This is a genomic window from Paenibacillus sp. ISL-20, from assembly GCF_018613005.1.
GTDB lineage: Bacteria > Bacillota > Bacilli > Paenibacillales > Paenibacillaceae > Paenibacillus_AQ.
In genome coordinates this window covers 238874-261641 of sequence record NZ_JAGGRD010000009.1, presented here as the reverse complement: position 1 = coordinate 261641, position 22768 = coordinate 238874, and the positions used below count along the sequence as shown (strand labels likewise).

The 22768-nt window shown below is 49.3% G+C and carries 21 protein-coding genes; 17 read left to right on the top strand and 4 right to left on the bottom strand.

The window, feature by feature from the left end; all coding sequences use genetic code 11:
* Positions 1–124: 124 nt before the first annotated feature.
* Entirely contained in the window at positions 125–1207 is a 1083-nt protein-coding gene (locus J7E85_RS06695) for a Gfo/Idh/MocA family protein (protein ID WP_215156158.1), read from the top strand.
* Here the strand turns inward: J7E85_RS06695 and J7E85_RS06690 are convergent.
* The 3 genes from J7E85_RS06690 to J7E85_RS06680 all read right to left on the bottom strand — a co-directional run bounded on the left by J7E85_RS06690 (position 1202) and on the right by J7E85_RS06680 (position 3915).
* Positions 1202–2176 (bottom strand): hypothetical protein, encoded by a 975-nt coding sequence (locus J7E85_RS06690; protein WP_215156156.1) that lies wholly within the window; start codon positions 2174–2176, stop codon positions 1202–1204. The two genes, J7E85_RS06695 and J7E85_RS06690, sit on opposite strands and share 6 nt — an antisense overlap.
* Before the next feature lie 426 nt (positions 2177–2602).
* Positions 2603–3160 carry a redoxin domain-containing protein gene (locus J7E85_RS06685; RefSeq protein WP_215156154.1) on the bottom strand — a complete coding sequence of 186 codons (558 nt, stop codon included), beginning with the start codon at positions 3158–3160 and terminating at the stop codon, positions 2603–2605.
* An 86-nt stretch (positions 3161–3246) separates the two neighbouring features.
* A complete protein-coding gene (locus J7E85_RS06680; protein WP_215156152.1) occupies positions 3247–3915 on the bottom strand; it encodes a Crp/Fnr family transcriptional regulator in 669 nt (222 codons plus the stop codon).
* A gap of 191 nt (positions 3916–4106) precedes the next feature.
* On the opposite strand from J7E85_RS06680, the gene J7E85_RS06675 reads away from it, so the two are divergent.
* The 9 genes from J7E85_RS06675 to J7E85_RS06635 all read left to right on the top strand — a co-directional run bounded on the left by J7E85_RS06675 (position 4107) and on the right by J7E85_RS06635 (position 11682).
* Positions 4107–5738, top strand: coding sequence for a cobyric acid synthase (locus J7E85_RS06675; RefSeq protein ID WP_215156150.1), 1632 nt, complete (start codon positions 4107–4109; stop codon positions 5736–5738).
* Positions 5739–5930: 192 nt separating this feature from the next.
* Positions 5931–6803, top strand: a complete 873-nt coding sequence (locus J7E85_RS06670; protein WP_215156148.1) for a hypothetical protein — start codon at positions 5931–5933, stop codon at positions 6801–6803.
* A gap of 23 nt (positions 6804–6826) precedes the next feature.
* Positions 6827–7066, top strand: a complete 240-nt coding sequence (locus tag J7E85_RS06665) for a glutaredoxin family protein (protein ID WP_215156146.1) — start codon at positions 6827–6829, stop codon at positions 7064–7066.
* Between the two features lie 379 nt (positions 7067–7445).
* Positions 7446–7661, top strand: coding sequence for a hypothetical protein (locus J7E85_RS06660; RefSeq protein ID WP_144023399.1), 216 nt, complete (start codon positions 7446–7448; stop codon positions 7659–7661).
* Positions 7662–7685: 24 nt separating this feature from the next.
* The gene (locus tag J7E85_RS06655) at positions 7686–8366 is read left to right on the top strand and encodes a hypothetical protein (protein ID WP_215156144.1); all 681 of its coding nucleotides are present in this window, start codon (positions 7686–7688) and stop codon (positions 8364–8366) included.
* A complete protein-coding gene (locus J7E85_RS06650; protein ID WP_215156142.1) occupies positions 8363–9562 on the top strand; it encodes a glutathionylspermidine synthase family protein in 1200 nt (399 codons plus the stop codon). Before J7E85_RS06655 ends, J7E85_RS06650 begins: the two co-directional genes overlap by 4 nt.
* Positions 9563–10234, top strand: coding sequence for a hypothetical protein (locus J7E85_RS06645; RefSeq protein WP_215156140.1), 672 nt, complete (start codon positions 9563–9565; stop codon positions 10232–10234). It abuts the gene before it with no gap.
* Complete coding sequence (locus J7E85_RS06640) at positions 10231–10623, top strand: DUF350 domain-containing protein (RefSeq protein WP_215156138.1); 393 nt, start codon at positions 10231–10233, stop codon at positions 10621–10623. Before J7E85_RS06645 ends, J7E85_RS06640 begins: the two co-directional genes overlap by 4 nt.
* Before the next feature lie 36 nt (positions 10624–10659).
* Positions 10660–11682, top strand: coding sequence for a potassium channel family protein (locus J7E85_RS06635; protein WP_215156136.1), 1023 nt, complete (start codon positions 10660–10662; stop codon positions 11680–11682).
* A 150-nt stretch (positions 11683–11832) separates the two neighbouring features.
* Here the strand turns inward: J7E85_RS06635 and J7E85_RS06630 are convergent, their stop codons facing one another.
* Entirely contained in the window at positions 11833–12789 is a 957-nt protein-coding gene (locus tag J7E85_RS06630; protein ID WP_215156134.1) for a GntR family transcriptional regulator, read from the bottom strand.
* A gap of 148 nt (positions 12790–12937) precedes the next feature.
* On the opposite strand from J7E85_RS06630, the gene J7E85_RS06625 reads away from it, so the two are divergent.
* From J7E85_RS06625 to J7E85_RS06595, 7 genes are all read left to right on the top strand, one after another.
* Positions 12938–13459: an HPP family protein gene (locus tag J7E85_RS06625; protein WP_215156132.1), complete on the top strand. Its 522-nt coding sequence runs from the start codon at positions 12938–12940 to the stop codon at positions 13457–13459.
* Positions 13460–14230: 771 nt separating this feature from the next.
* Complete coding sequence (locus tag J7E85_RS06620) at positions 14231–16489, top strand: hypothetical protein (RefSeq protein WP_215156130.1); 2259 nt, start codon at positions 14231–14233, stop codon at positions 16487–16489.
* A gap of 18 nt (positions 16490–16507) precedes the next feature.
* On the top strand, positions 16508–17701 hold the full coding sequence (locus J7E85_RS06615; RefSeq protein WP_215156128.1) for a HEAT repeat domain-containing protein: 1194 nt from the start codon (positions 16508–16510) through the stop codon (positions 17699–17701).
* A gap of 43 nt (positions 17702–17744) precedes the next feature.
* Entirely contained in the window at positions 17745–19112 is a 1368-nt protein-coding gene (locus J7E85_RS06610) for a glycosyltransferase family 2 protein (protein WP_251035523.1), read from the top strand.
* A gap of 61 nt (positions 19113–19173) precedes the next feature.
* Positions 19174–19980, top strand: coding sequence for a response regulator transcription factor (locus tag J7E85_RS06605; protein WP_215156124.1), 807 nt, complete (start codon positions 19174–19176; stop codon positions 19978–19980).
* 176 nt (positions 19981–20156) lie between these two features.
* Positions 20157–21518, top strand: coding sequence for a nucleotide sugar dehydrogenase (locus J7E85_RS06600; protein ID WP_098742906.1), 1362 nt, complete (start codon positions 20157–20159; stop codon positions 21516–21518).
* Entirely contained in the window at positions 21518–22444 is a 927-nt protein-coding gene (locus J7E85_RS06595) for a hypothetical protein (protein WP_076320819.1), read from the top strand. Before J7E85_RS06600 ends, J7E85_RS06595 begins: the two co-directional genes overlap by 1 nt.
* Positions 22445–22768 lie beyond the last annotated feature (324 nt).

Here is a 22768-nt window from a genome sequence, read left to right as displayed (position 1 = left end):
ATAGCATTCTAGCGAGCACAGGAGGCAATCATGAGAAACATAACGAACAGGTAGCCAGCCTATATCCGAACAGCATATTCAATCCTAGTGATAGATAGATTTATAAACAAGGAGTGTTTCGATGATGAATAAATTTCGAATCGGCTTAATTGGTTTGGGCGGGATGGCTCAGGAGCACATCCGCTGGATGAATGAAGAGAACACGTATCAATTTGTGGCCGTGAGTGACGTCAATGGCGAAGCCGTGGAAAGAGTAGGCCATCAACTGGGGATTGAGGACGGCAAGCGCTATGCCGACTTTAAGGATTTAATTGAGGATCCTGACGTCGATGCCGTCATTTCGGTTACGCCTAACAACGTGCACGCGGATATCATCAGCGCATGCTTGCAAGCGGGTAAACCTTTTTTGACGGAAAAACCATTTACGCGAGTGTTCGAAGAGGCAATCCCCTTACTGGAGTTATATGAGAAATTGCCCGTTCCGGCCATGATTGGCTTTACATACCGTTACACCCCTGCTTTTCGTTATGCCAGGGAACTCATCCGTACAGGCAAACTCGGGACGATCCGTCACTTCTCTATTCAGTATTTGCAAGGGTTTGGCGTGCCGAACCAGCAGGTTCCCTACATGTGGAGATACAACAAAGCCATCACAGGGACGGGGACGCTGGGAGACTTGGGCTCGCATATGATCGATATGGCCCGATTTCTGTTTGGAGAATTTGAAGAAATTACCGCCCAGTTACATACCATCATTCCAGAACGTAGGGACCCCGTAACGGGAGCGATGGCCAAGATCGAAGTTGATGATTTTGCCAGCTTTCAGGCACGGATGGCCGATGGCATGATGGGCGTGTTCCAGACATCACGCAATGCGTTCGGTTCAGGCAACCAGCATGAGGTGTCCATTTACGGCGATCATGGCACGGTCCACGCCAGCACATTGGATCCGGAACGGGTGGTATGGATTCGCGAAGAAGAGCCCGTACAGCTCGCTAGAACGACTATGGAAGTGCCGCAGCATTGCAAGGTCAAGCAGTATGCCGATTTTGCCGCGATATTGCGGGGGACGCCTGCCGATGGAGTCCCCGGGTTTATGGACGGATACCGGAATCAAGAGGTGCTGGATGCGGTCGTTAGAGCAAGCGAGACCAAGGCGGTGGTAGAGCTCCGAAATACGGGCCAACGAATCCAGAGTTTGTCATAACGTCTTGCCCATCCAGATATACAGCGCCATCAAAGTGAACAGAAACAGGCAAAAGTTAACGCTTACAAATAATCCGCGAAGTAAAGCGGAGCGGTGGAATTGAAATGGAGTTTTAAGCTCACCCGTACCTTCGATCAGGAACAGGATCAGTACCGTGTGAATGATCGTATGGCCAATGACTTCCTTGTAACCGAATACAAGGCTTGTCATAATAAAAATGCCAGATACCAGCAGGGCGGTGAATCGGCTCATGATGCCTACGATAAATGCCCACGCTAGCCCTATTTCGATAAAAGCGCTGATCATAACGAAGTGCTCAATGGTAAATCCGAAGGTAGGAAGTCCGTAGCTGCCCATTACGGTGCAAGCAAGCTCGGGGATGGTCAGCTTTTCCATAGCAAGCCAAGCAAGGGACATGCCGGTGCATATATACATGACGGGAGGAGCCGTTCTTTTTATTGGAGTGCCACACACAAACAGATAATATACAATACCGAGATAGATTAAATAATCGATGGAATGAAAAATGCCGTAGGTTAATGAAGCTTGTAGATAGAGCAAGAATAGGATGGCACCGCTCACCGGCAATGTGCGTTTATAGAGCAGGCAGGCTGCTGCGGCGGCGAGGCCGAGGATAATCCACATGGAATTGGTTTTGAACTCAGGTGCCAGGTACGAGCCGCTCAGAAGCTGCAGCACCAGGCCGATGGCCAGCCCTATACGCAGAATGACTTCGGTATGGGGCCTTAGCCTGTGCAGCCATTGGTGAATTTTCATGACGGGCCTCATCTTACCCAAGGGATCGTGAAAGGCACAGGTGAGTAATAGGATCAACAATGTAAACGCTAACCAAAACAGGAACGTCAGTGTAACGATACGGGGAAAGGGCAGGGGGACCCATTCAAAGTTGTCCGTGAACCATTTGACATGAATATAGATGTTGCTAATCTTGGAGAAATGCATTACCATTCAATCAGCTCCTCCCTTAACCAACTCTAGTCACCTATCCAAGATAATACAATATTAGATAAAAAAGTATATTGTTGGATGAATATACCCCTCATTTTGAAAATATTATCCCTTAAGAGCGTTCATAGGCAGCGTTTGACTTTACAGTCATAGCATCACTAAACAGAGGGTGTCCCAAAGATCTTAGATCTTGCGGGAGGCCCCCTTCTTGCTGTTAGAAGATGCTCCGTGCGGATTGCTTACTTTTTTAGACGCAAAGAAACCGTTCTTTGGTAAGATGGAGGTGCGACCCAAACCATTTACGAAAGGAACGGTTTCTTTTGTACATTCAATATACCATGGACCAACTCTATCTGCCAATGGATCTGGATTTCCTTTTACCGCTGAATGCGACCTAATGACTGGCTCAACCCGCTACTAAGGAAGCTATGTTCCGGCAGCATAACGTTCAATGGTTTCATAAGGCAGATGATCGGTAATAAGACGACCGTAATGCGCAATCCGTATGATGCCATCCTCATCCAACACAAACTCTGCCGGAATCCGATTAAAATTTGAACCTTCTTCCGGCGTCAGCTTGAAACCTGCTGCTTCTGCTTCATCCGTGAATTGATGCACATTCGGTTGTGCTAAGGTGGCTTGTGTCTTGGCTACCGAAGTCTCGACTCCATAACGAGTGTAGAGCTCCGCATTCGAATCGGCAATAAGAGGAAATGGAGCATTCTGCTGACCGACATGCTGATGAAGTGCCGCTTCCGGTGATTCGAAAACGCAAATGACATCGAGATGATACTGCTGCTGCCACTGAGGATATCGCTGAATAAACTGGTGCACCCTCAGATTGCATAGTGCACAGGCTGCGTTACGGAAAAAAGCGAGAAGTAATTTACGTCCGCGATGGTTTTCTAGTGAAATGATATTTCCATTTTGATCTACGCTTTGGAATAACGGAGCATAATCTCCGGGTTGGAGCACATTGTTCATTTTGGATTTCCTCCTGGGTTAACGGTATATAGGCGTGAGGCCTGTTACCAATGTAGCAGGGAGGACTACATTGCTCTGTGACTAGGTCACAGAGCAGTTTCTGTTAGACAGCCCCGGTTTATAATTTTCACCCAGCCTCTTCCTGTTTCCAGCCATCCTTTCTTTTGGAAATGGCCCAGCGTACGGGAGACGACCTCTCTTACGGAGCCAATTTCATCAGCAAGCTCTTGGTGGGTTGTGTGCACTAACGGATGTTCTTCCGAGGTGATGCGCAGAAGAGTCCTGGCAAGGCGCTGCTCCAGCGGTAATGACTGTCTCTCCTGCAGCATATTTGCCATCCGCAGTGTTCCATCAAGCAGCCCACCAAATATAGCGCTACGGATGGGTTCATATATCTGCAGCCAACGGAGAAAGCTGCTTTTCAATACATACAAGACCTCTACCTCGGACTCGGCAATGAGAGTCCCAGGATAATCCTGCCCGCTAAGCCCGCTAAGCACGAGGAGCGAACAGACTTCACCGGCTGATAGTATGTTTAACACCGATTCGTTGCCATCTTCGTTGATGATTGTGATACGGGCCGATCCGCTGATCAGGAACATGCCATACATCGTGGCATCCTCTCGATGAAAGATTCTCGATTTGGCATCAAAATGTTTTGTAAAAGCTTTAGCATGGATCCATTCTTCTGGCGGTACGACTTTCAAATAAGGAAAGATGTCGGTTATCTGCTTCTCATTCAGTTCAGGTTTCATGGTTGGTTTCCGCCTTTCGGTAATCATGCACGGACATGCGAAACTGCTATTCTATATTGTTAACATTTCGGGCTGACAAAGTTCAAGAGAATTTATCTGGATTTCATGCGGGAAGAACTCCTTTAGCGATGCGATGGTTTTGCTATAATGATGTGAGCAAGCGATTAAAGTCAGGGAAAAGGGTGAAGAAGATGAATGAAACACAATACATAAGGGATACACCCACGAAGATCAGGAAAGGACAGGGAGCGGTGCTCATGCTGCAGGGCACCGCTTCGGATGTAGGCAAGAGCATCGTAACGACGGCTCTATGCCGCATATTTCTACAGGATGGTTATCGTACGGCTCCATACAAATCGCAAAATATGGCTCTTAATTCCTACGTGACGTTGGATGGCAAAGAGATCGGCAGAGCACAGGGTGTACAGGCTGAGGCCTGCGGCATTGCCGCAACAACGGACATGAATCCGATCCTGATCAAGCCGATAAAGGACATGTTTTCGCAAATTGTGATCCACGGCGTTCCACACATGCAGATGAGTGCGATGGATTACAGGACGCAGTTCCTGCCGAAGGCCAAAGAGATTGTGCTGGATGCACTGGATCGTCTACGGGAGAGCTACGATATCGTTGTCATGGAGGGCGCGGGAAGTCCGGCGGAGATCAATCTTAAGGATCGGGACATTGTTAACATGAATTTGGCGGGATGGGCGGATTCGCCGGTTATTCTGGTTGCGGATATCGATCGTGGCGGCGTGTTCGCTTCCATTGTTGGTACGCTTGAACTGCTTGAGCCCCATGAGGCGGCCAGGGTCAAAGGGTTTATCATTAACAAGTTCCGTGGGGATCTGGCACTGCTTCAGCCGGGACTGGACTGGCTTGAAGAGCGGACAGGCATTCCCGTGCTCGGCGTACTCCCCTATATTCAGGACATGCGAATCGAGGCCGAGGATTCGGTTGTACTGGATGAGCTTCAATATCAAAGACAGGAACAACGCGACCTCGATATTGTCGTGATCCGGTATCCGCGTATTTCGAATTTTACGGATGTTGAAACGCTGCGCTGGGAGCCGGATGTTGTCGTTCGTTTCGTTCAATCGGTGGATGAACTTGGCACGCCGGACGTCATTATTTTGCCGGGCACCAAGGATACGATCAGTGATCTCGGGTTCCTTCAGGATCGGGGCCTGGCCGATGCGATCTTGAGGCAGACGCAGCAGCGAGATGTGCAGTTGGTTGGCATCTGCGGAGGATATCAAATGCTGGGCGAGCAGCTGTCGGATCCGCATGCGGTCGAAGGGAGCGTTCGGGAAGCGAAGGGGCTCGGCCTACTGCCGATTCGGACTTCTTTTTTAAAGCATAAAAGGACGGTTCGGGTGAAAGGGGAATTGTTACAGCAACATCCGCTGAGGTTCGTTATATCGGATACGGAGGTCGATTCTACGATTACGGCCTATGAAATCCATATGGGCGTGACCGAATGGAGCGCCGTGTCTGACGGCTCAGGACACCGCCCGCTTTTTTCGATTGAAGCAGATGGCACAGATTCTTTAAAGGCAATAGAAGATATTCAGCCGCACATTGAAGGGATTGCTACCTCTGATGGCCGTATATGGGGAAGCTATTTGCATGGCTTGTTTGACAACGATGTCTTCCGTAGGTCCTGGCTGAACGGCATTCGGATGAAGAAGGGGCTGATTCCAATTCCGGAAACGTTCAAAGCAGAAGAGCGCAAATTCGCGGAATTTAACCGTGTAGCGGACATCGTTCGTAATCATGTGGATATGAAAAAAATATATGAAATCATCGGGTATACGCATTGAGATATAAGGAATGCTCCCGGCCATTCGGGTAATAATGATGAATAGGAAGATAACACCATGCACACGGCATGGTGTTATTTGCGTGGAGCGAAAAGAAAAAAGTTGTTTAATTATAGGATAGGGGGGTATACTAAATATAGGAGCGAATGAAAATTCATCTTGCATTATATCCCATGATTGGAGTGATAGCCCATGTTGAATAGGAAGGGCACGATACTAACCTTAACGGGCATACTTGCTTTTGGATTGTTGACAGCATGCGATAATGCGAAGCAAGCTCCTGATACGGGCGGTCATGGCGGAAACCATGAAAAGGAAAGTGAAAGCCAGGAAACGAATGGGCACAGTGAACACGCTGGCGGTGATGAAACTGCCTCAGATCATTACAATGCTGCATTTACCTGGAATGAACCGGCAAGAGCAGGTGCCGAATCTGAGCTGACGATCCAAATTATGGATAAAGACGGTGGACCTGTCCAGGATTTTGACGTCAATCATGAGAAGCTGCTGCATCTGATCATAGTGAATCGCGATTTGTCTTTCTTCCACCATATTCATCCGGATTACAAGGAGAATGGCGTATTTACCGTGAACACGACATTCCCGGCTGGCGGCGAATATAAATTGTTCGCAGATTTTGTGCCTAAGGGTGCTGGAGGGACCACGCTTAGCGAATGGGTTCAGATTGAGGGAGAAGCGGGGAAACCTTCGGCGATTCAACCGGATTCCAGCCTGATCAAACAAGTAAACGGCAAGGAAATTGAGCTGAGTTTAAGCAATACTTTATCGAACGAAGAGGTTGTGCTCACCTATCATATTCAGGATGCGCAGACGAAGCAAGGCATCAGCAACCTGGAGCCTTACCTGGGCGCAGTTGGGCACGTTGTTATTCTGTCCGCAGACGCTGAGCAGTACATCCATGTGCATCCTCTAGACGAGCAGAGTACAGGACCCCAAGCGGAATTTGCTACTACCTTCCCCCACAGCGGTATCTACAAAATCTGGGGACAATTTCAGCATCAGGGTGAAGTGATGACCGTGCCTTTTGTCGTTGAGATACAATAATTTCAGTTTAAGGAGTGAACGATATGACAGAGCCATTGAAAATCTACACCATCCCGACTTGCAGCGATTGCCATCATGCCAAGCGTTACTTCAAGGAGCAGGAGGTTCCGTATACGGAGTATGATTGCACACAGAACCCGGAATATCCGGAAGAAGTGAGGCGTCTGACGGGAAAACAGATTGTGCCTACGATCGTTATGGGTGACAACGTATTTATCGGATTTGCCGATAACTTTCAGGAAATTTGGGAATTGATTAAATAAATAAGTGTTCATGGAAGTGAAGAAGAAGCATGGATCGTACCCCTAGGGATGATCCATGCTTCTTTTAACGTTCGTCTATGTTCACACCGCGCCAATGACCTTAATGCGGTGCGACTCGGAGACGATGTTCATGAAATTTGATGCTACACCATATAAAACGTAAATAATCAGGTACTGTACGGTCAGAATGTTCGTTTTCATCAATTTTTTAATGGTAATTCGCAGGTGTAAATAATCAGTAGCGGTGTTATTATATGGGTTGCGTCTTTTGGAAAAGATCATTGTGGCAAGCGTTGATAGCCCATTGAAATTTCTTGAAACGATTCGGAATATAACACGTATCAATACTCACTGCTTAGATGGAAGGGGTAGACACACAGTGGATAATGGAATGAACGTTATTTTGTTTGAAAAGAAGCCGGACGGTGAGCTGGTGCAGATCGAAGAACGGTCATGGACGATGAACATGGTTGCTGCACTGGAGCATGTGAATTATATCGTTGTTGGCGGCCGGGAATACGAAACGATTGAAGGCAGATTAAATGTAGACACGGGCAAACTTGAGCTTCTGCTCGTTCCGATGCGGAACGATTAATCTTGTCCGAAAGGAGAAACCATCTTGAGTAATGAAAAAGACAAAAAAGATCAGCCAACATCCAAATGGCTGACGCCGGAAGGCAAACCGATTCGGGTCCTGTCGAGCTCGCTGGGCATTGCCTTGTTAGCGAACGCATTTCTGGTATCGGGCGCGGCAGCGAAAGACCTTGCTTCGGAAGCGGTTACTTCATCCGAAGAGCCGCAGCTGGTGTCCTGGTCGACAGAAGAAGTGAAGAAGTATTTTGACAAGAATGTGGATTGGAACATTCCGTTTCCTAGTGAGGAAAAATTCCAGGAAGAGCCGGTAGAAGGAGCCGCTGCAGGATCGGGTTCGGGCGGCGGAACAACGATCGTCAACAACTATGGCGGGTACAATTCCGGTTTCGGCTGGGATGACTTGCTGCTCTATCACATGTTGTTTAACAATGGTTCCTATTATTCATCCAGCAGATGGTACAACAATCATCGCGGTTATTATGCGAATAACGGTAAACCTTATAAACCCCGCACGTATTCGAGTGGTACGTTCCAGAATAAACCGGTGGTGAACTCCAATGTTCGCCCGAAAACCTCCACTTCATCGTCGGGTACGATTACGCGCCGCTCCACGTCGTCCAAGTCTGGTGGCATCGGCGGCAATTCCAGCGGGTTCAGTTCCTCGGGTTCGAAATCCAGCTCCAGATCCGGCGGTTTTGGAGGATGAGTCACGACAGCGTATTCACCGTATCGGGACAGCCTGACCCTAATCGGGATGGGCGGGTATCGGAGCTCGCGGAGCTCGGCTTTACCTGGGCGGATCTGGAAGGGGAAGCCTACTGGATAGACCAGATCGTCACCATAAGTCAAGAGACCTATCGTGAGCTGGAAGAAGCAGCCGCGATATTATGGGCCATGTTGGACAAAACCGTTCGTTATATTCATCGCAATCATCATATATACAGCTTGATTGGCATTCCGCCTATCCTGTGGCAGATGCTGGACGAATGTCCGCTGCCAAAAGAGGGATTGATCAGCCGGTATGCCAGGTTTGATTTCGCTATTGCCCATGATGGCAGCATCAAGCTGCTGGAGCTGAATGCGGACACGCCTACAGGTTATGTTGAGGCTTCCATTGCAACGCCGTGGATGTGCCGTCAGGTCGGTATTGTCTCTCCCAACGAACGGATGCAGGAGCTCGTCGCACAAGCGTGGGGAGCAGAGCGTCCGGATACGGCTGCCTGCATCGCTTATGGCGAACATAAAGAGGACTCCGGTACGATCGAAGCGTTGGTTCGGCACAGCGGGCTGGATATCCGACTGGTGGATTGTCTTGATCTGTGGGTGGATGAAGGTATGCTGAAGGACGGCGATGGCCGGGAGATTCACCGGATGTTCGCCCTATATCCGAAGGAGTGGATGTCCGTCGATGATGGCGGAGATGCGCTTGCCTTTGCCATCGAGACGGGACGCCTGCAGCTGTTCAACTCGCCGCACAGCATTTTACTGCAATCCAAAGGACTGCTTGCCGCCATGTGGGGGATGTATGAGCTGGGCCTTTTGTTCGATGAGACAGAACGGGAAGCCATCGTCAATTATATGCTGCCCACTTACAACAAACCGGTATTCTCCGGTGATTTTGTGTCCAAGTCGATGTTCGGCCGCGAGGGTGGTTCTGTCAAGCTGTACGACCAGGCCGGACAACTCGAGGTAGAGGATCAGGACGGATATGATACAAGTGTCATGTTTCCGACGGTCTATCAGCGGAGGGCAGACCTGGCTCGCATCGAGACGGCGGAGGGCCATTTTCATTTACTGACAGGATTGTTCGTCCTGAATGGCACCCCTTGCGGTTTGCTGGGACGTGCGGGCGGTTTGATTACGGGTAATTCCAGCCATTTTATCGCAATGGGAGTGAAATAAATGCAGTTGAAACAAGATAGAAGGCAGCATAGCGGTGCTCCTAAGGGAAAGAGGAAACCTCCGGTCGTTCTGGCGGTACTACTATTATCCCTCATGGTCTTGGCGCTGAGTGCATGCTCCAATGGGTCCACGGTATTTCATACCGGATCGGAGGAAGTATCTTCAACCTCTGCTCGCGTGCCTTGGGACTACCGGATCATTGAAGGAACCGTCGGTGATTTGATTGGCGGCGATATGACCGTGCTGCCGGATAACGAGCTCCTGCCGAACGATAACAACTATGCTACCGGGGACAAAATTTGGACGCTTCAATTCATGGATGCGGAGCTTACCACGGATGCGAATCAACGTAATGATATCCGGTTATCGTCTTGGCAGACCCTTAAGTCGTTCAAGGACAAAAAGACGGCAGAATCGGATTTGACCAACCTGAAAGTCACGGTCAAAACTGACGTGAAGCTGGTTGGGGTTTATAAAACAACGTATAAAAAAGACACCAGGCATTTTGCTGTCATCGAACTGCCGACGGGCAATCGGATCAAGCAGCCGATCGATGAGAAGCGTTATGCCGCAATGGAAAAGAAGGACAAGGTTGATGTTGTATTGGAGGAAGTGCATGATTTCGCCGATTACGACTTGGCCTATGCAAAATTTCGGGGGTGGGCGGATTGACGGTCGTCATTAATATTGTAGTAAGTGTAATCTGCATTATCGTGCTTCAATTACTGGGTATGTTGATTTTCAGCTGGATGACCCGGTTTAACGACATGGAAGAGCTAAAGAAAGGCAATGTCGCGGTTGGTCTTGCCTTTGGCGGCAAGTTTATGGCAACAGCCATTATTCTGGGCATATCGGCGTATACGAATTCATCGATCTGGCACATGATACTGTGGTTTACCGTCGGGTATGTATGCTTGATCGTTGCCTATTGGGTATTTGAGCTGGCTACGCCGGGTCTTAAACTTTCCGAGCACCTGCAAAAGGGGAACGTAGCGATCGGCATTCTGCTTGCGATGGTGTTTATCGGGACGGCCTTTGCAATCAGCAGCCTGATTATTTAGGTCAAATCGCACCATTTTCGGGAGAGGAGCAGAAACGTGCACTTTTTTCTAAGATTATCTTTGAAAATGATGCGTCTGCGTAAAACAACGATCAGCGTAATTGTGGTACTGTTCGTGGTGCTGTGCTCGACCCTGGCATTTCTGCTGGAGCCCGAAACCTTTCACCATTGGTTTAACGCCCTTTATTGGGTGCTTACCACGATGGCAACCGTAGGTTATGGCGATTACTATGCAGCTACCGTGCCAGGCAAGATATTAACGATATTCATCTATATCTTTGGCATCGGGCTGTTGAGTTTGGTGATCGGTAAGGTGATCGAATCGTTTGGAAGCATGAAGCGGCAGAGAGGAGCGGGCAGGTTGAATTTTAAAGGTAGTGGTCATGTCATCATAATCAATTGGAGCAAAAAAGCAATGTCCGCGATCGATGAGATTTTGTCGTATTCGCCGAAGTCCGAGATTGTGGTCATTGATGATACCAGTCAGCATCCTGTCGAACATCTCGAACAGGTTCATTTTGTAAGCGGCGATCCTGCAGCGGATGACGTGCTGATAAGAGCCAACATCCTGGAGGCCAAATCGGCCATAGTCTTTGCGGATGCTCGGATTGACGAATCGGCTCTCGTGGACGGCAAGTCGCTGCTGATTGTTTCCAGCATTGAACGGATTGCGCCAAATGTACATACCACGGTGGAGATCGTGCAGGAGAAGCATGTTCAGAATTTCCGCTACAATCATGTGAACGAGTTTGTGCTCTCGCACGATGCCGTGTCCCGATTAGCCGTACGCGCGGCCCTGCAGGAAGGAAACTCAGATGTGCTGATGCAGCTGTTGAGCCGCCAGCATGGCGATGATATTTACGAAGTGGCTTTAAATCCTGCATGGAATACTTACGGCGATGCCTTTCAGGATCTGCTGCGGCAAGGAGCGACGCTTATATCCGATCGCAACGACCTCAGCATCAACCGCAAGCTCGATGTGCCGATTCCGCGGGATGCGAGATTGTATGTGGTTTCGGACGAGGCGACCTATAAGCGGATTACCGGCAAGCTTGCCTGAAGTTGGGCCATCGATTCGATGCCCGTGGAACTACATGGGACCTTCGGAATTAGTGATATCGGTATCCAGATGTTGAATATTCGGCACAGATAGCAACATCCAGCCCCCAAAACGCCCCTGTTCATAACAGTGGGCGTTTTTTTATAGGATTCAGACCATCTCTCTTAGCATGCTCTCGCTGCTCTTCTCCAGCTTCATGGGAAACAGTTTCACTTTTTCAGGGAATAGGGCTCGAACCTCTTCATATGCGGCTGCAGATGCATAGACCTGGTCGGATTCCTCGATCCTCTGCAGTAGGTCCTCTAGATTATCCAGCCCGGCCAAGCTGGCGCGAACCCCCTCAATGCCGGCCTCTTCCATGCGGCTGGCCATCCATTGTGCACCTGCCTTACCCAAGCAGACAAAGCTGATATCGCTTCCCGGTGTAAGCCGGGCAATATCAAGCAGGACCGATGTTTCCACGCTGGCGCCAATGACAGTTACTTTTTTGTCATATTTGCTGCACAGAGCCTTTACTTCGGCATCGTGATTCAATGTCGTGACCATGAGGTTTGAGTACTCCAGCGCCTCGAATAAGGCTTCCTTCCCCGTCAACAGATCCTCCAGAAATACCGTTTTCACTTCGGCACCCGTCATTTGTTCAATGGCTTTCTGATAAAAGGGATAATCATGTTCCTTACATTCGATGAACAAAATCCGCTGTTTCGTGTTCAGGACAGGCTCCTGCAGCAGCGTATAGGCGAGGGATGCGGCAAAGAACTCGCTCGCGGGGATGTTAACGGAGCTAAGCTCCTCCGTCGTTCGCTTTACCAGCTCATGCATGAGCTTTCTGCGAGTTCTGAGCTCTTCTACCTGTGCGTTGTTTAATACCTGCGTTCCTTTACCTTTATGCATCGAGACGATCCCCTCATCCTTCAACTGGTTGTAGACCAGATTTACGGTGTTGCGGTTCAGTCCCAGCAGATCCGCCAGCGCACCGGCCGGAGGCAGCATGTCAAAGGGTTCGATCTGTCCAATCCCAATCAACCACTTTAATTGCTCTTTGACCTGTGTGCTGACATTAAGGGTGGCGTGCGGGTCGACTCGAAGCATGAGTTTATGCGGCATAACGAAACCTCCTTTCCTAGTCAACTAGTAATTTAACTATACATAATTATTCGTTAATTATCAAGAAAAGTATTGACATATATGGCTATAAGTCATTATCTTATATATAACTAAATAACTAGTTAATTATGAATATAGGAGGGTTACGATGAAGGATCAGGCAGCAGCATATGTACAAAAAATGAAAGGTGGGGCTAGAAGTCCGTTGACCGTTCGCCCCATGAATATTGCCATTGGTTTTATCGGCGGCGCTATTTCCATCGGGTTATTAGCTCTTCTGACGTCGCTCGCAGAGAGTATTTGGATCATGGCACCTTTTGGTGCGAGCTGTGTGCTTGCGTTTGCGGTTTGGGATGCGCCGCTATCACAGCCAAGGAACCTCATTGGAGGGCATCTGATTTCCACATTCACGGGACTTGTAACGCTTGAGGTTCTGGGGGACGGAATCTGGGCTATGGCCATTGGTGTGGGAGCGGCGATCAGCTTGATGGGGATCACCAAAACGACCCATCCTCCAGCTGGTGCAGATCCCTTGGTTGTCATTATGGCTGGCAGCGGCTGGTCATTCTTATTTACGCCGGTGCTTGCCGGGTCGGTCATGATCGTGGTTGTGGCTCTGCTCGTCAATAATGCGGTAAAGGAGCGAAGATATCCGACATTTTGGTGGTGAAGGCAGTTTTTTCTTTGATGAATAAACGGTAATCATGGTAATATCTTCAATCTTATATCGTCAACAACAGACTCGGATCTACAAGGGACCGGGTCTAATTTATGTTGTTTGGCCGCGGATCTGAAATTTCCCAAACTAATTTAAATACCACGATGCGTGGAAATCCAAACCGAAATCATAAAAAATAGGCGATACTTACCACTTGATCCCGGGTGTCAAATCTATAGAATATTACACAATCCCGGTACAGGACTCTATTCTTATTTTGCATAAAAGGTTAATATTCCCAAACCTTTACAGAATGCGGTTCTCAGCCGATTTTTTATACGACTTTGGTATCAATTTTGTAATAACTATGGATAATGATGTAAAAATGACCGGAACTTTAGCAATTTTTATGCGTTTAACCTTATGATTCACGAAAATTTTCTGAAAATCTTCGTCATCTCGCTGCATTTCTCTGATGAAATGAAGTCATGCGGTTCCAGCCTTATTCGGACAGCGATGCTTTTCACTGCACACAACTAACATCAGGCTGTGAAGTTGTCAAATGACAGGGACGAGGAGGCAGCGGCGAGTGTTATCGGGGGAAAAATGTGGAAGAGGTTTGTTTTACTTCTTTTTGACTACTATCGATATCGGAAAAGTTGGTAAAGAAGGAATATGGTATCGGGAACGCATCGGCTATAGAATGACGAGTATGGCTCAGTCGTCATAAGTCGGTGCAGCAAACAAGCATGTCAAAGAAAGGGCAGGTGAGCAACGAAGACGATGAGCAGACGAAAATGGTGGGTGATCGCAGCACTTTTCACTATAGCGCTTCTCTGCGGTGCCGCTGTAATTCAAGGATATCTACGACCGTCATTAAAAACGTATGCGGATGCGGACGGCGTGAAAATGAAATTCAAAACAGAGGGAACCTCCTTTCTGGTATATGAGGATGACGAAGTTTGGAAAGAGGTTTTTGCCAAAGGAGTGAATCTTGGGGCAACCGTACCTGGACATTATCCCGGTGAGCTTCCGGCAACGGAGGAAGATTACCTTCGCTGGTTTAAACAGATTGATGACATGGGAGCGAACGTAATCAGGGTCTACACCGTGCATAATCCGGTCTTTTATTCTGCACTTGTGAAATATAACCGGGATAAAGGCGATGACTCCTTGTACTTCATGCAGGGCATTTGGTCTCCGGAGGAGCAGCTAATCGAGCGTAAGGATGCGTATGACGAAGAAATCATCCAAACGTTCAAAGCGGAGATATCGAAGGCTGTTGCTGCAGTCTACGGCGATATCAACGTTGAGCCCAAGCATGGACAGTCGAGTGGCAAGTATAAGGTCAATGCAGGCAAGTACCTTATGGCCTGGCATGTGGGAACCGAGTGGGACCCAACCATGGTCGATAACACCAACACGGTACATAAGGATGTTCCTCAGTATGAGGGGTCCTATTTCTCGGGGACGAAGGACGCAAGTCCCTTTGAGAATTGGCTGGCATCTTTATTGGACTATACGGCTGCCGAGGAGCAGAAGTACGGATGGCAGCATCCGATGACATTTACCAATTGGGTCACAACGGATGTGCTTGAGCATCCGGGGGAACCGCTGTTTGAAGAAGACCTGGTGTCTGTTGATGCGAGGCATGTAGAACCGGTGAACTGGGATGCAGGATATTTTGCCGCATACCATGTGTATCCGTACTACCCGGATTTTTTCCGGACGGACAAAAAGCTACAGACCCTTCCTGACGGGAATGGGGGTTACAACACGTACAAAGCCTACTTGCGAAAATTGAAGGCAGAATTCGAGGATATGCCGATTATGGTCACCGAATACGGCGTACCGTCATCCATTGGTATTTCACACCATGGTCCTGGAGGGAAGGATCAAGGGGGACATGACGAAGCTGAGCAAGGCTCGGTCAACGTCTCGCTGACCCAGGATATTTACGACGAAGGTTATTCTGGGGCCATCTTGTTCATGTGGCAGGACGAATGGTTCAAGAAGACATGGAATACGATGCCTTTTGAAATACCGGCAGACCGCCGGGCATTCTGGTTGAATGTGCTGACGAATGAGAAGATGTTCGGCGTTCTCGCTATGCAGCCGGGCAAGGTCGAGCAGATCACGATCGACGGGGATCTCAGCGATTGGGATAAAGTTCCCGAAGAGGAAATCAAGACCTGGTCCGGAACGGCTCCGGGCGTCAAGAGCATGAAGCTGACGCATGATGAAGCCTACCTATATATCGGCATGGAACTGGGAGAAGCATTTGATCCCGATCGTTCCAAGCTCTTTATCGGAGCAGACACGATCCCTGGCGGCGACATCCCCAAGAAAGAACTGGCGGGACGAACGCTCAAAGGTGGAGCTTTGGAAACGTTGATTCAGTTAGGTCAAGAGGATGAGTCCCAGGTCACCATAGCACCGTCATACGATTTCCACAGCCGGTTGTACGGTAAAGAGGGATATTGGATGCTGCCAGGAGAGGAAGCCAAGGGAACCAAGGATGATCCTGTGGTGCCTGGAGGTTCGTTTCATGCCTGGAAGCTGGCCATCAGCCTGCTGATGAATCCGCCGGATACCCGCTTCTCCCATCCGTTTGTGGATGAGAGAGTAGGGATGCTGAAACGGGGGACCAGTGATCCGCAATCTCCGGATTTTAATTCGCTTACGGCCTGGCAGTATCAAGACAGGTTTGTTGAGATGAGGATCCCATGGATGCTGCTCGGATTCGGGGATCCGAGTTCGCTGCAGGTGCTGGATTACAGTCCGCTTCAAGACAAGCGTACATTCAGCACGATCACAGCGGAAGGGATTCGGCTGGCTCCGTGGATCGCACAGCGATCTGAGAATAACGGGAAGTCAGCGTCAGGATCGGAAGAATCCATCAACCTGGAGGAGATCGAACCCTATACTTGGGAGCTGTGGGAAGCAACCAAGTACAGTGAACGATTAAAACAAAGCTATTATGATATGCAGGACATATTCACCCGTCTGCCCGAAACGGAGCGGGAACCAGATGCTAAATAAAAGGAGGAGCCATCGGATATGTTTTCAAATTTAGAAATGGCATACGTCTTTGCCTATGTATGTCTCGGCCTTATTGCAGCCGGCATTATCCTGTTGTTCCAAATGAAGATCAAGCACAATGCCATACAAAGAGAAACGGAACGCTTAACAGAAAAACATCATGATTATTTTGTGTATGTGCAGAGTCATCTGCATGACGATACGACGCTGGAGCTTCCTCCGGGCAAATTGACATCGGCAGAGCGCCGGGTCATTCAAGCCAAATTTATGGAATGGATCGAGCAATTCAAAGGGGACGCCAGAGAGAAGCTCCTGCGCTTATGCCGGGAAGCCGGATTTGTGGAAGAGGAGATTCGGGCATTATCCAGCCTGCGGAAAGACCGCCGTATTGAAGCGGTCTACCGCCTTGGGGGGATGCGTGCGGAAGAGGCCGTGCCGCAGCTTCAGCATCTGATGAACCGTACGAAATATGGTCCGATGACCATCATCATTGCACGTGCGATTGCCAAAAGCGCAGTTCAGTCACAACAAATTCGAGAAATGTTGTCCAAGCTGCTGTCCTACGATAAAGCCATTCATCATATGGCTGCCGATATTTTGCTTGAAACCCGGCTGGATTCGGCCAGCCTTATGCGCAAGCTCTTGGATGATCCCGATCCTGGATTGGTCAAGGTTTCGCTTGTAGCCATGTGGGGGCAGGCCATTCCGGCTGTCGTGCCGGCACTCGATCGATTGGTCGGATCCGAGGAAAAGGACGTGCGTGCGGAGGCGGTCAAGCTGTATCTTGGCTCCTACCCGGCCCTGAAGGATGATACCATTGCGGAACTCATGAATGATCATGAGTGGGAAGTACGCGCAGCAGCGGCAAAAGCGCTGGGACGGCTTCATGCCGCAGGCAGCATTCCGATTCTGGCTTCCGCCTTAAAGGACGAGAATTGGCATGTACGCAACAACAGCGCGGAGAGCCTGGCCATGTTGGGAGAACAAGGCTTCGAGACATTGTGCCAAGCCGCGCTGACAGGAGAAGGTCCGGCCAGGGAAACGGCCTTGTACCGGATCGAACGGATCATGTCCAACGAAGGCGAATACGAGCAAGTTGAGCAAATGGTGGCCTTTAATAAAAAGAAACTGGTGTACGATCGTTATTTCGGTGTTCAAACGAACAAACGGATCGGCACAGTTGCAGGAGTAGGAGGAGATTACACTGCTTAGAGATATCCTGCTCACTTACGGTATGGTGGCGATATATTACGTCATGATCGTTAGCGCGCTTTATTTTGTAATTCTGATGTTTTCTTTCAGAAATATTAAAGATATTTTCAGACGCGCGACGTATTCCAAATACAATACGCTCTCGGGTTCGGAACTGGTTCCATCGGTATCTTTGCTGGTTCCGGCCTATAACGAAGAGCTGACCATTGCGGAGAATGTCCGCTGTCTGATGACACTGAACTATCCAACCTACGAGGTCATCGTCATCAATGACGGGTCCTCCGACGAGACCCTGAAGGTGCTGATTGAGGAGTACGGTTTGACACTGCTGCCCAATCCGGAGGTCCGCGGCAACATCAATACGAACAAGGTTCGCGGCATTTATTATAATCCGCAGTACCCGCAGCTTTACCTCATTGACAAAGAGAACGGCGGTAAGGCGGATTCATTGAACGCGGGCATTAACCTGTCCCGTTATCCGCTGATTTCTTCCATCGATGCCGATTCATTGCTGGAGAAGGATGCGCTGATTCGGATGGCCCGCATGTATATGGAGAATCCCGAGGAAACGGTGGCCATCGGCGGGGATGTTCGAATCGCCAATGGCTGCGTGATTGAGAACGGAGAGGTTAAGGACGTATCCTTGCCGCGCCGGATATGGCCGATGTTCCAATCAATCGAATATATGAAAGCTTTCCTGGGAGGACGAATCGGGTGGAGTCATTTCAACGGGCTCATCATCGTGTCGGGAGCCTTCGGCTTGTTCCGCAAAGATTATGTCATTGCGGTGGGCGGCTATCGGGGAGGTTATCCCGGCGAAGATATGAACATCATTATCAAGCTGCACCGCTATATGCTGGAAAATAAAATTAAATATCGCGTTTCCTTTTGCCCGGAAGCGGTGTGCTGGACGCAAGCGCCGGACAGCTACAACATTTTGTCCAATCAGCGCAAGCGCTGGGGACGGGGAAACTTGAAGAACATGATCGAGAACCGCGATATGTTATTCAATCCGAAATATAAGGTCATGGGCTTGTTGACGATGCCTTACAACGTTATTTTTGAAGCGCTAAACCCTTACTTCAGAATTACGGGCCTTCTGGCTCTGCTTGGATATGTATTGCTGGATATGACAAATTGGCATGTGCTGGTCGTGTTTGGACTCGTCAATTTTTTAAGTGGGTACCTGCTCAGCGTGGGCGCTCTCATCCTGGAGGAGATGGCCTTCCGCCGGTATACCAAATTGTCCGATCTGGTGAAGATGCTCCTCTTCTCGGCACTCAAATTCGTGGGTTACCACCAGTTAGGTGTGCTGTGGAGAGTGCAGGGGCATATTCAATATCTGCAAAACAACAATTCATGGGGTACCATGACCCGGCAGAGCTGGAAAGATAAGAACAAGGCTGCCTGACTTCAAGGCCCGGTTCATATGAAACAGCATCAAAATATAAAGAGAGGTGGGACCTACAGTTATGTCTCAATCCGCAACATTGCAACGCGTGCAGGCCGTTGATTTTTACGGCCGCCTGGAGGAGGAAGTGAGAAACCATAGCCATGGGACAGCATTGCTGTTCCTGTACTGTGCAGGCAATCCGTCCGAGATGGAGGCTGGGCTGATGGAGGTTCAAAGCTTTGTGGACCAGCTGTCCGGCGTGAATGGTGAGGTACTGCAAGACACCAATACCGGTGTATTGGCCGTTACCTTGCCTGGATATTCGCTGGATGCCGTCCATTATCAGGCGCTGCTCCTGAAGCAGCATCTGCAAGGCCGTTTGGAGCAAGCAGATCCGCGTATTACGCTTGCAGCGCTTACTGAAGCGCCGTCAGCGCTGACGTTGAAGCAGATGGCGGAAGCGGCCAAGCTCAGCACCTCTTCGGATATTCATATATTTACGCAGGAGGAAGCAGACAGCGGTCAAAACCGCATTCTCATCGTGGATCAAGATGCTACGGTGAGGGAGTTTTTACAGATCCGCTTGACCATGCAAGGTTATGAAACACTTGAAGCGGTAGATGGTTTGGAGGCGCTGGATCTCATCCCGAAATGGGAGCCGGATCTTGTGCTGACCGAGCTCAATCTGCATGGCATCGATGGACTGCCTTTCATTCATCATATCCAGCAGCTGGATGTGAAGGAACCGCCGAAAATTGTGGTATTAACCGAAAAACGTGTGGAGCAAACGATCAGCCAATGTTTCCAAAACGGGGTGGATGATTACGTAACCAAACCGTTCTCGCCGGTGGAGCTGGATGCCCGCATCCGCCGCTGCCTTCATTAAACACATCGTTATTAACGCTTTTAGTTTGATCAGAATTGATGAATGATACGTGATTAGTTGAGCTGAGAGGTTCTTTAATCGCAAGGAGAGAGTTCAACAAAACGAGGTCTGTCTTTTGGCGAATAGGCAAAAGAAATAGACAAATAGACTATACATCCGATGGAGGTTGAATACTTGTGAATGAGGAATATGAAACTTTATTGAGTGCCATTGAGAATAAGAAAGCTGTTCTGGGTGTTGTGGGACTGGGCTATGTAGGATTGCCGCTGGCTGTAGAAATGGTAAGACAGGGATTCACGGTCATCGGTATCGATCTGGATTCTGACAAAATTGACCGTATTTACCGCGGCGAGTCCTATATTACGGACATCTCGTCCGAAGAGCTTGCGGCATGCATGGAAACCGGACGCTTTAAACCGACAACGGATTACAGCATGATTGCTGTGATTGACGCGGTCAGCATCTGCGTGCCAACTCCGCTCAGTGAGAATCAGGACCCGGATACTTCCTACATTACAATGGTGGTCGATCAGCTCAAACGCTTTATGAAACCTAATCTGTTAATTACGCTGGAAAGCACGACTTATCCGGGAACCACGGAGGAACTGATTCAACAGCCGATTGAGAAGCTCGGTTATAAGGTTGGCCAAAACTTTTATCTGTGCTTCTCGCCGGAACGGGTCGATCCATCCAACAGCCGGTTCAATACACGGAATACGCCGAAGGTCATCGGCGGAACGACGGAAGCCTGCCTAAAGCTGGGCGAAGCGTTGTACAAGCAATACGTGGAGACGGTGGTACCCGTCAGCAACCCGAAAGTGGCGGAAATGTCCAAGCTGCTGGAGAATACGTTCCGCAGCGTGAATATTGCCTTTGTCAACGAGATGGCCATGATGTGTGACCGCATGGGCATTGATGTATGGGAAGTGATCAATGCAGCGGCAACCAAGCCGTTCGGATTCATGCCGTTCTATCCGGGACCGGGCATCGGCGGCCATTGCATCCCGCTGGATCCCATGTATCTGTCCTGGAAGGCCAAGGGCTTCCGCTTCTATAGCAAATTCATTGAGCTGGCACAGTCCACCAACGATAATATGCCTTACTACGTGATCAACAAGACGGCTACGATTCTGAATGAATATGCCAAATCGATCAAGCGCTCCAATATCCTGCTGTTAGGCATGGCTTACAAACCGGATATCAGCGATTTGCGTGAATCTCCGGGTCTTGAAGTATATGAACAGTTCAAGGAAAATGGTGCCTATGTGGATTATTACGATCCGTATGCCCACAGTTTTGTGGATAAGCAAGGCGGGACGATTCACAGCGTGGAGTATGATCTTGCGAAATTCAGCCGTTACGATTGCATCGTCCTCATCACAAACCACAGCAATCTGGATTATCATTCAATCGCTTCGACCGGCGTGCCGATCTTAGATACGCGAAATGCATTTAAAGCGTTCGCCGAACCTCATATTTACAAGATCGGCCATTCTGTTCAGCATGTAGCTGAGCCGGGTGAGGCTGTCTTGATCTAATGAAATGGACGAGAAGAATGAGGCCTATACATGCAAAAGCGAAGTGGATCATCCTGGTTGCCGGCATCTGTCTTTTGCTGCTGATCCTTTTTCTTCTCCCGTCAGGCAAGGTGAATCAGAACAAGGCTACATGGCTGTGGGATGCAAGTCTGATCCGAAGTGAAACGGAGGAGATTGTAGCCTTTAGCGGCAGGGAAGGCATTACAACGATCTTTTTGCAGATTCAACAAGAGGTGACGGACGAGGAGTACCGCCATTTTGTGGCCGCAGCACATCAGCAGGGGATCAGTGTTCACGCCTTGAACGGTCAGCCGGATTGGGCTTATGAAGAAGGCCGGCGAAAAGGGATGGAGCTGCTGACCTGGCTGGAAGCGTACAATCGTACGGCTGCGCCTGAGGAGAAATTCGAGGGCGTGCAGTTCGATGTCGAGCCCTATGTGCTCCGGAGATGGGGCCGCGAACAGGCACAGGTGGTGGAAGAATGGAGCGCGAACATGGAGGTTTGGGTGCAGGAGGCGAAGCGTCAGGGGCTCTCGTTCAGTGCCGCCGTTCCATTCTGGCTGGACAAGGTACCTGGACCGCGCAGCGCGGATGCCGACTCCTTCAGCCGCTGGATGATCCAGAACACGGACGCGATTGCCGTTATGGCGTACCGGGACAGCGGGGAGCAGATGTATGAGTTGTCCAAGGAAGAGCTGGAGCAGGCGGATGAACTCGGCAAGTCCGTCTGGATCGGCATGGAGCTCGGGGATACGGAGGAAGGCGAGCATCTGACCTTCTTTGCCAAGAGCGAACAGGAGATGGAGGACGAAGCCCTGCGTGCCGCCAAACTTGGCAGTGACCATTCCTCCTTTGCGGGAATGGCCGTCCATCACTACCAGGCTTGGGTTCACAAACGAACCGCGATGGCTGGGGAAGAGCCTTGATTTGCATGAGATTCCATTACGATTTCCAGGTTAAATGGTAACAGCATGAACAACATGAATCATTCACTATTCAACATACCTTCGAAGGTCTTTAGAGACTTTCGGAGGTGTTTTTTTTGTCTGATAAGGGTGGTGGAAACGGAAATTGTTTAGAAATTGTATAGAACTGAATTCTATAATGTGAATCATCAAGCGGCAAGGGGTAAGAGTCGGTTTTGAAAAAACATGGGACAACGGATTACATAAGCTGGACGACCGGGGTTCGTTATTGTAATTCAAAGATATGAAAATGATGAAAATTCATGAATTTTTCAAAAAAGTAAT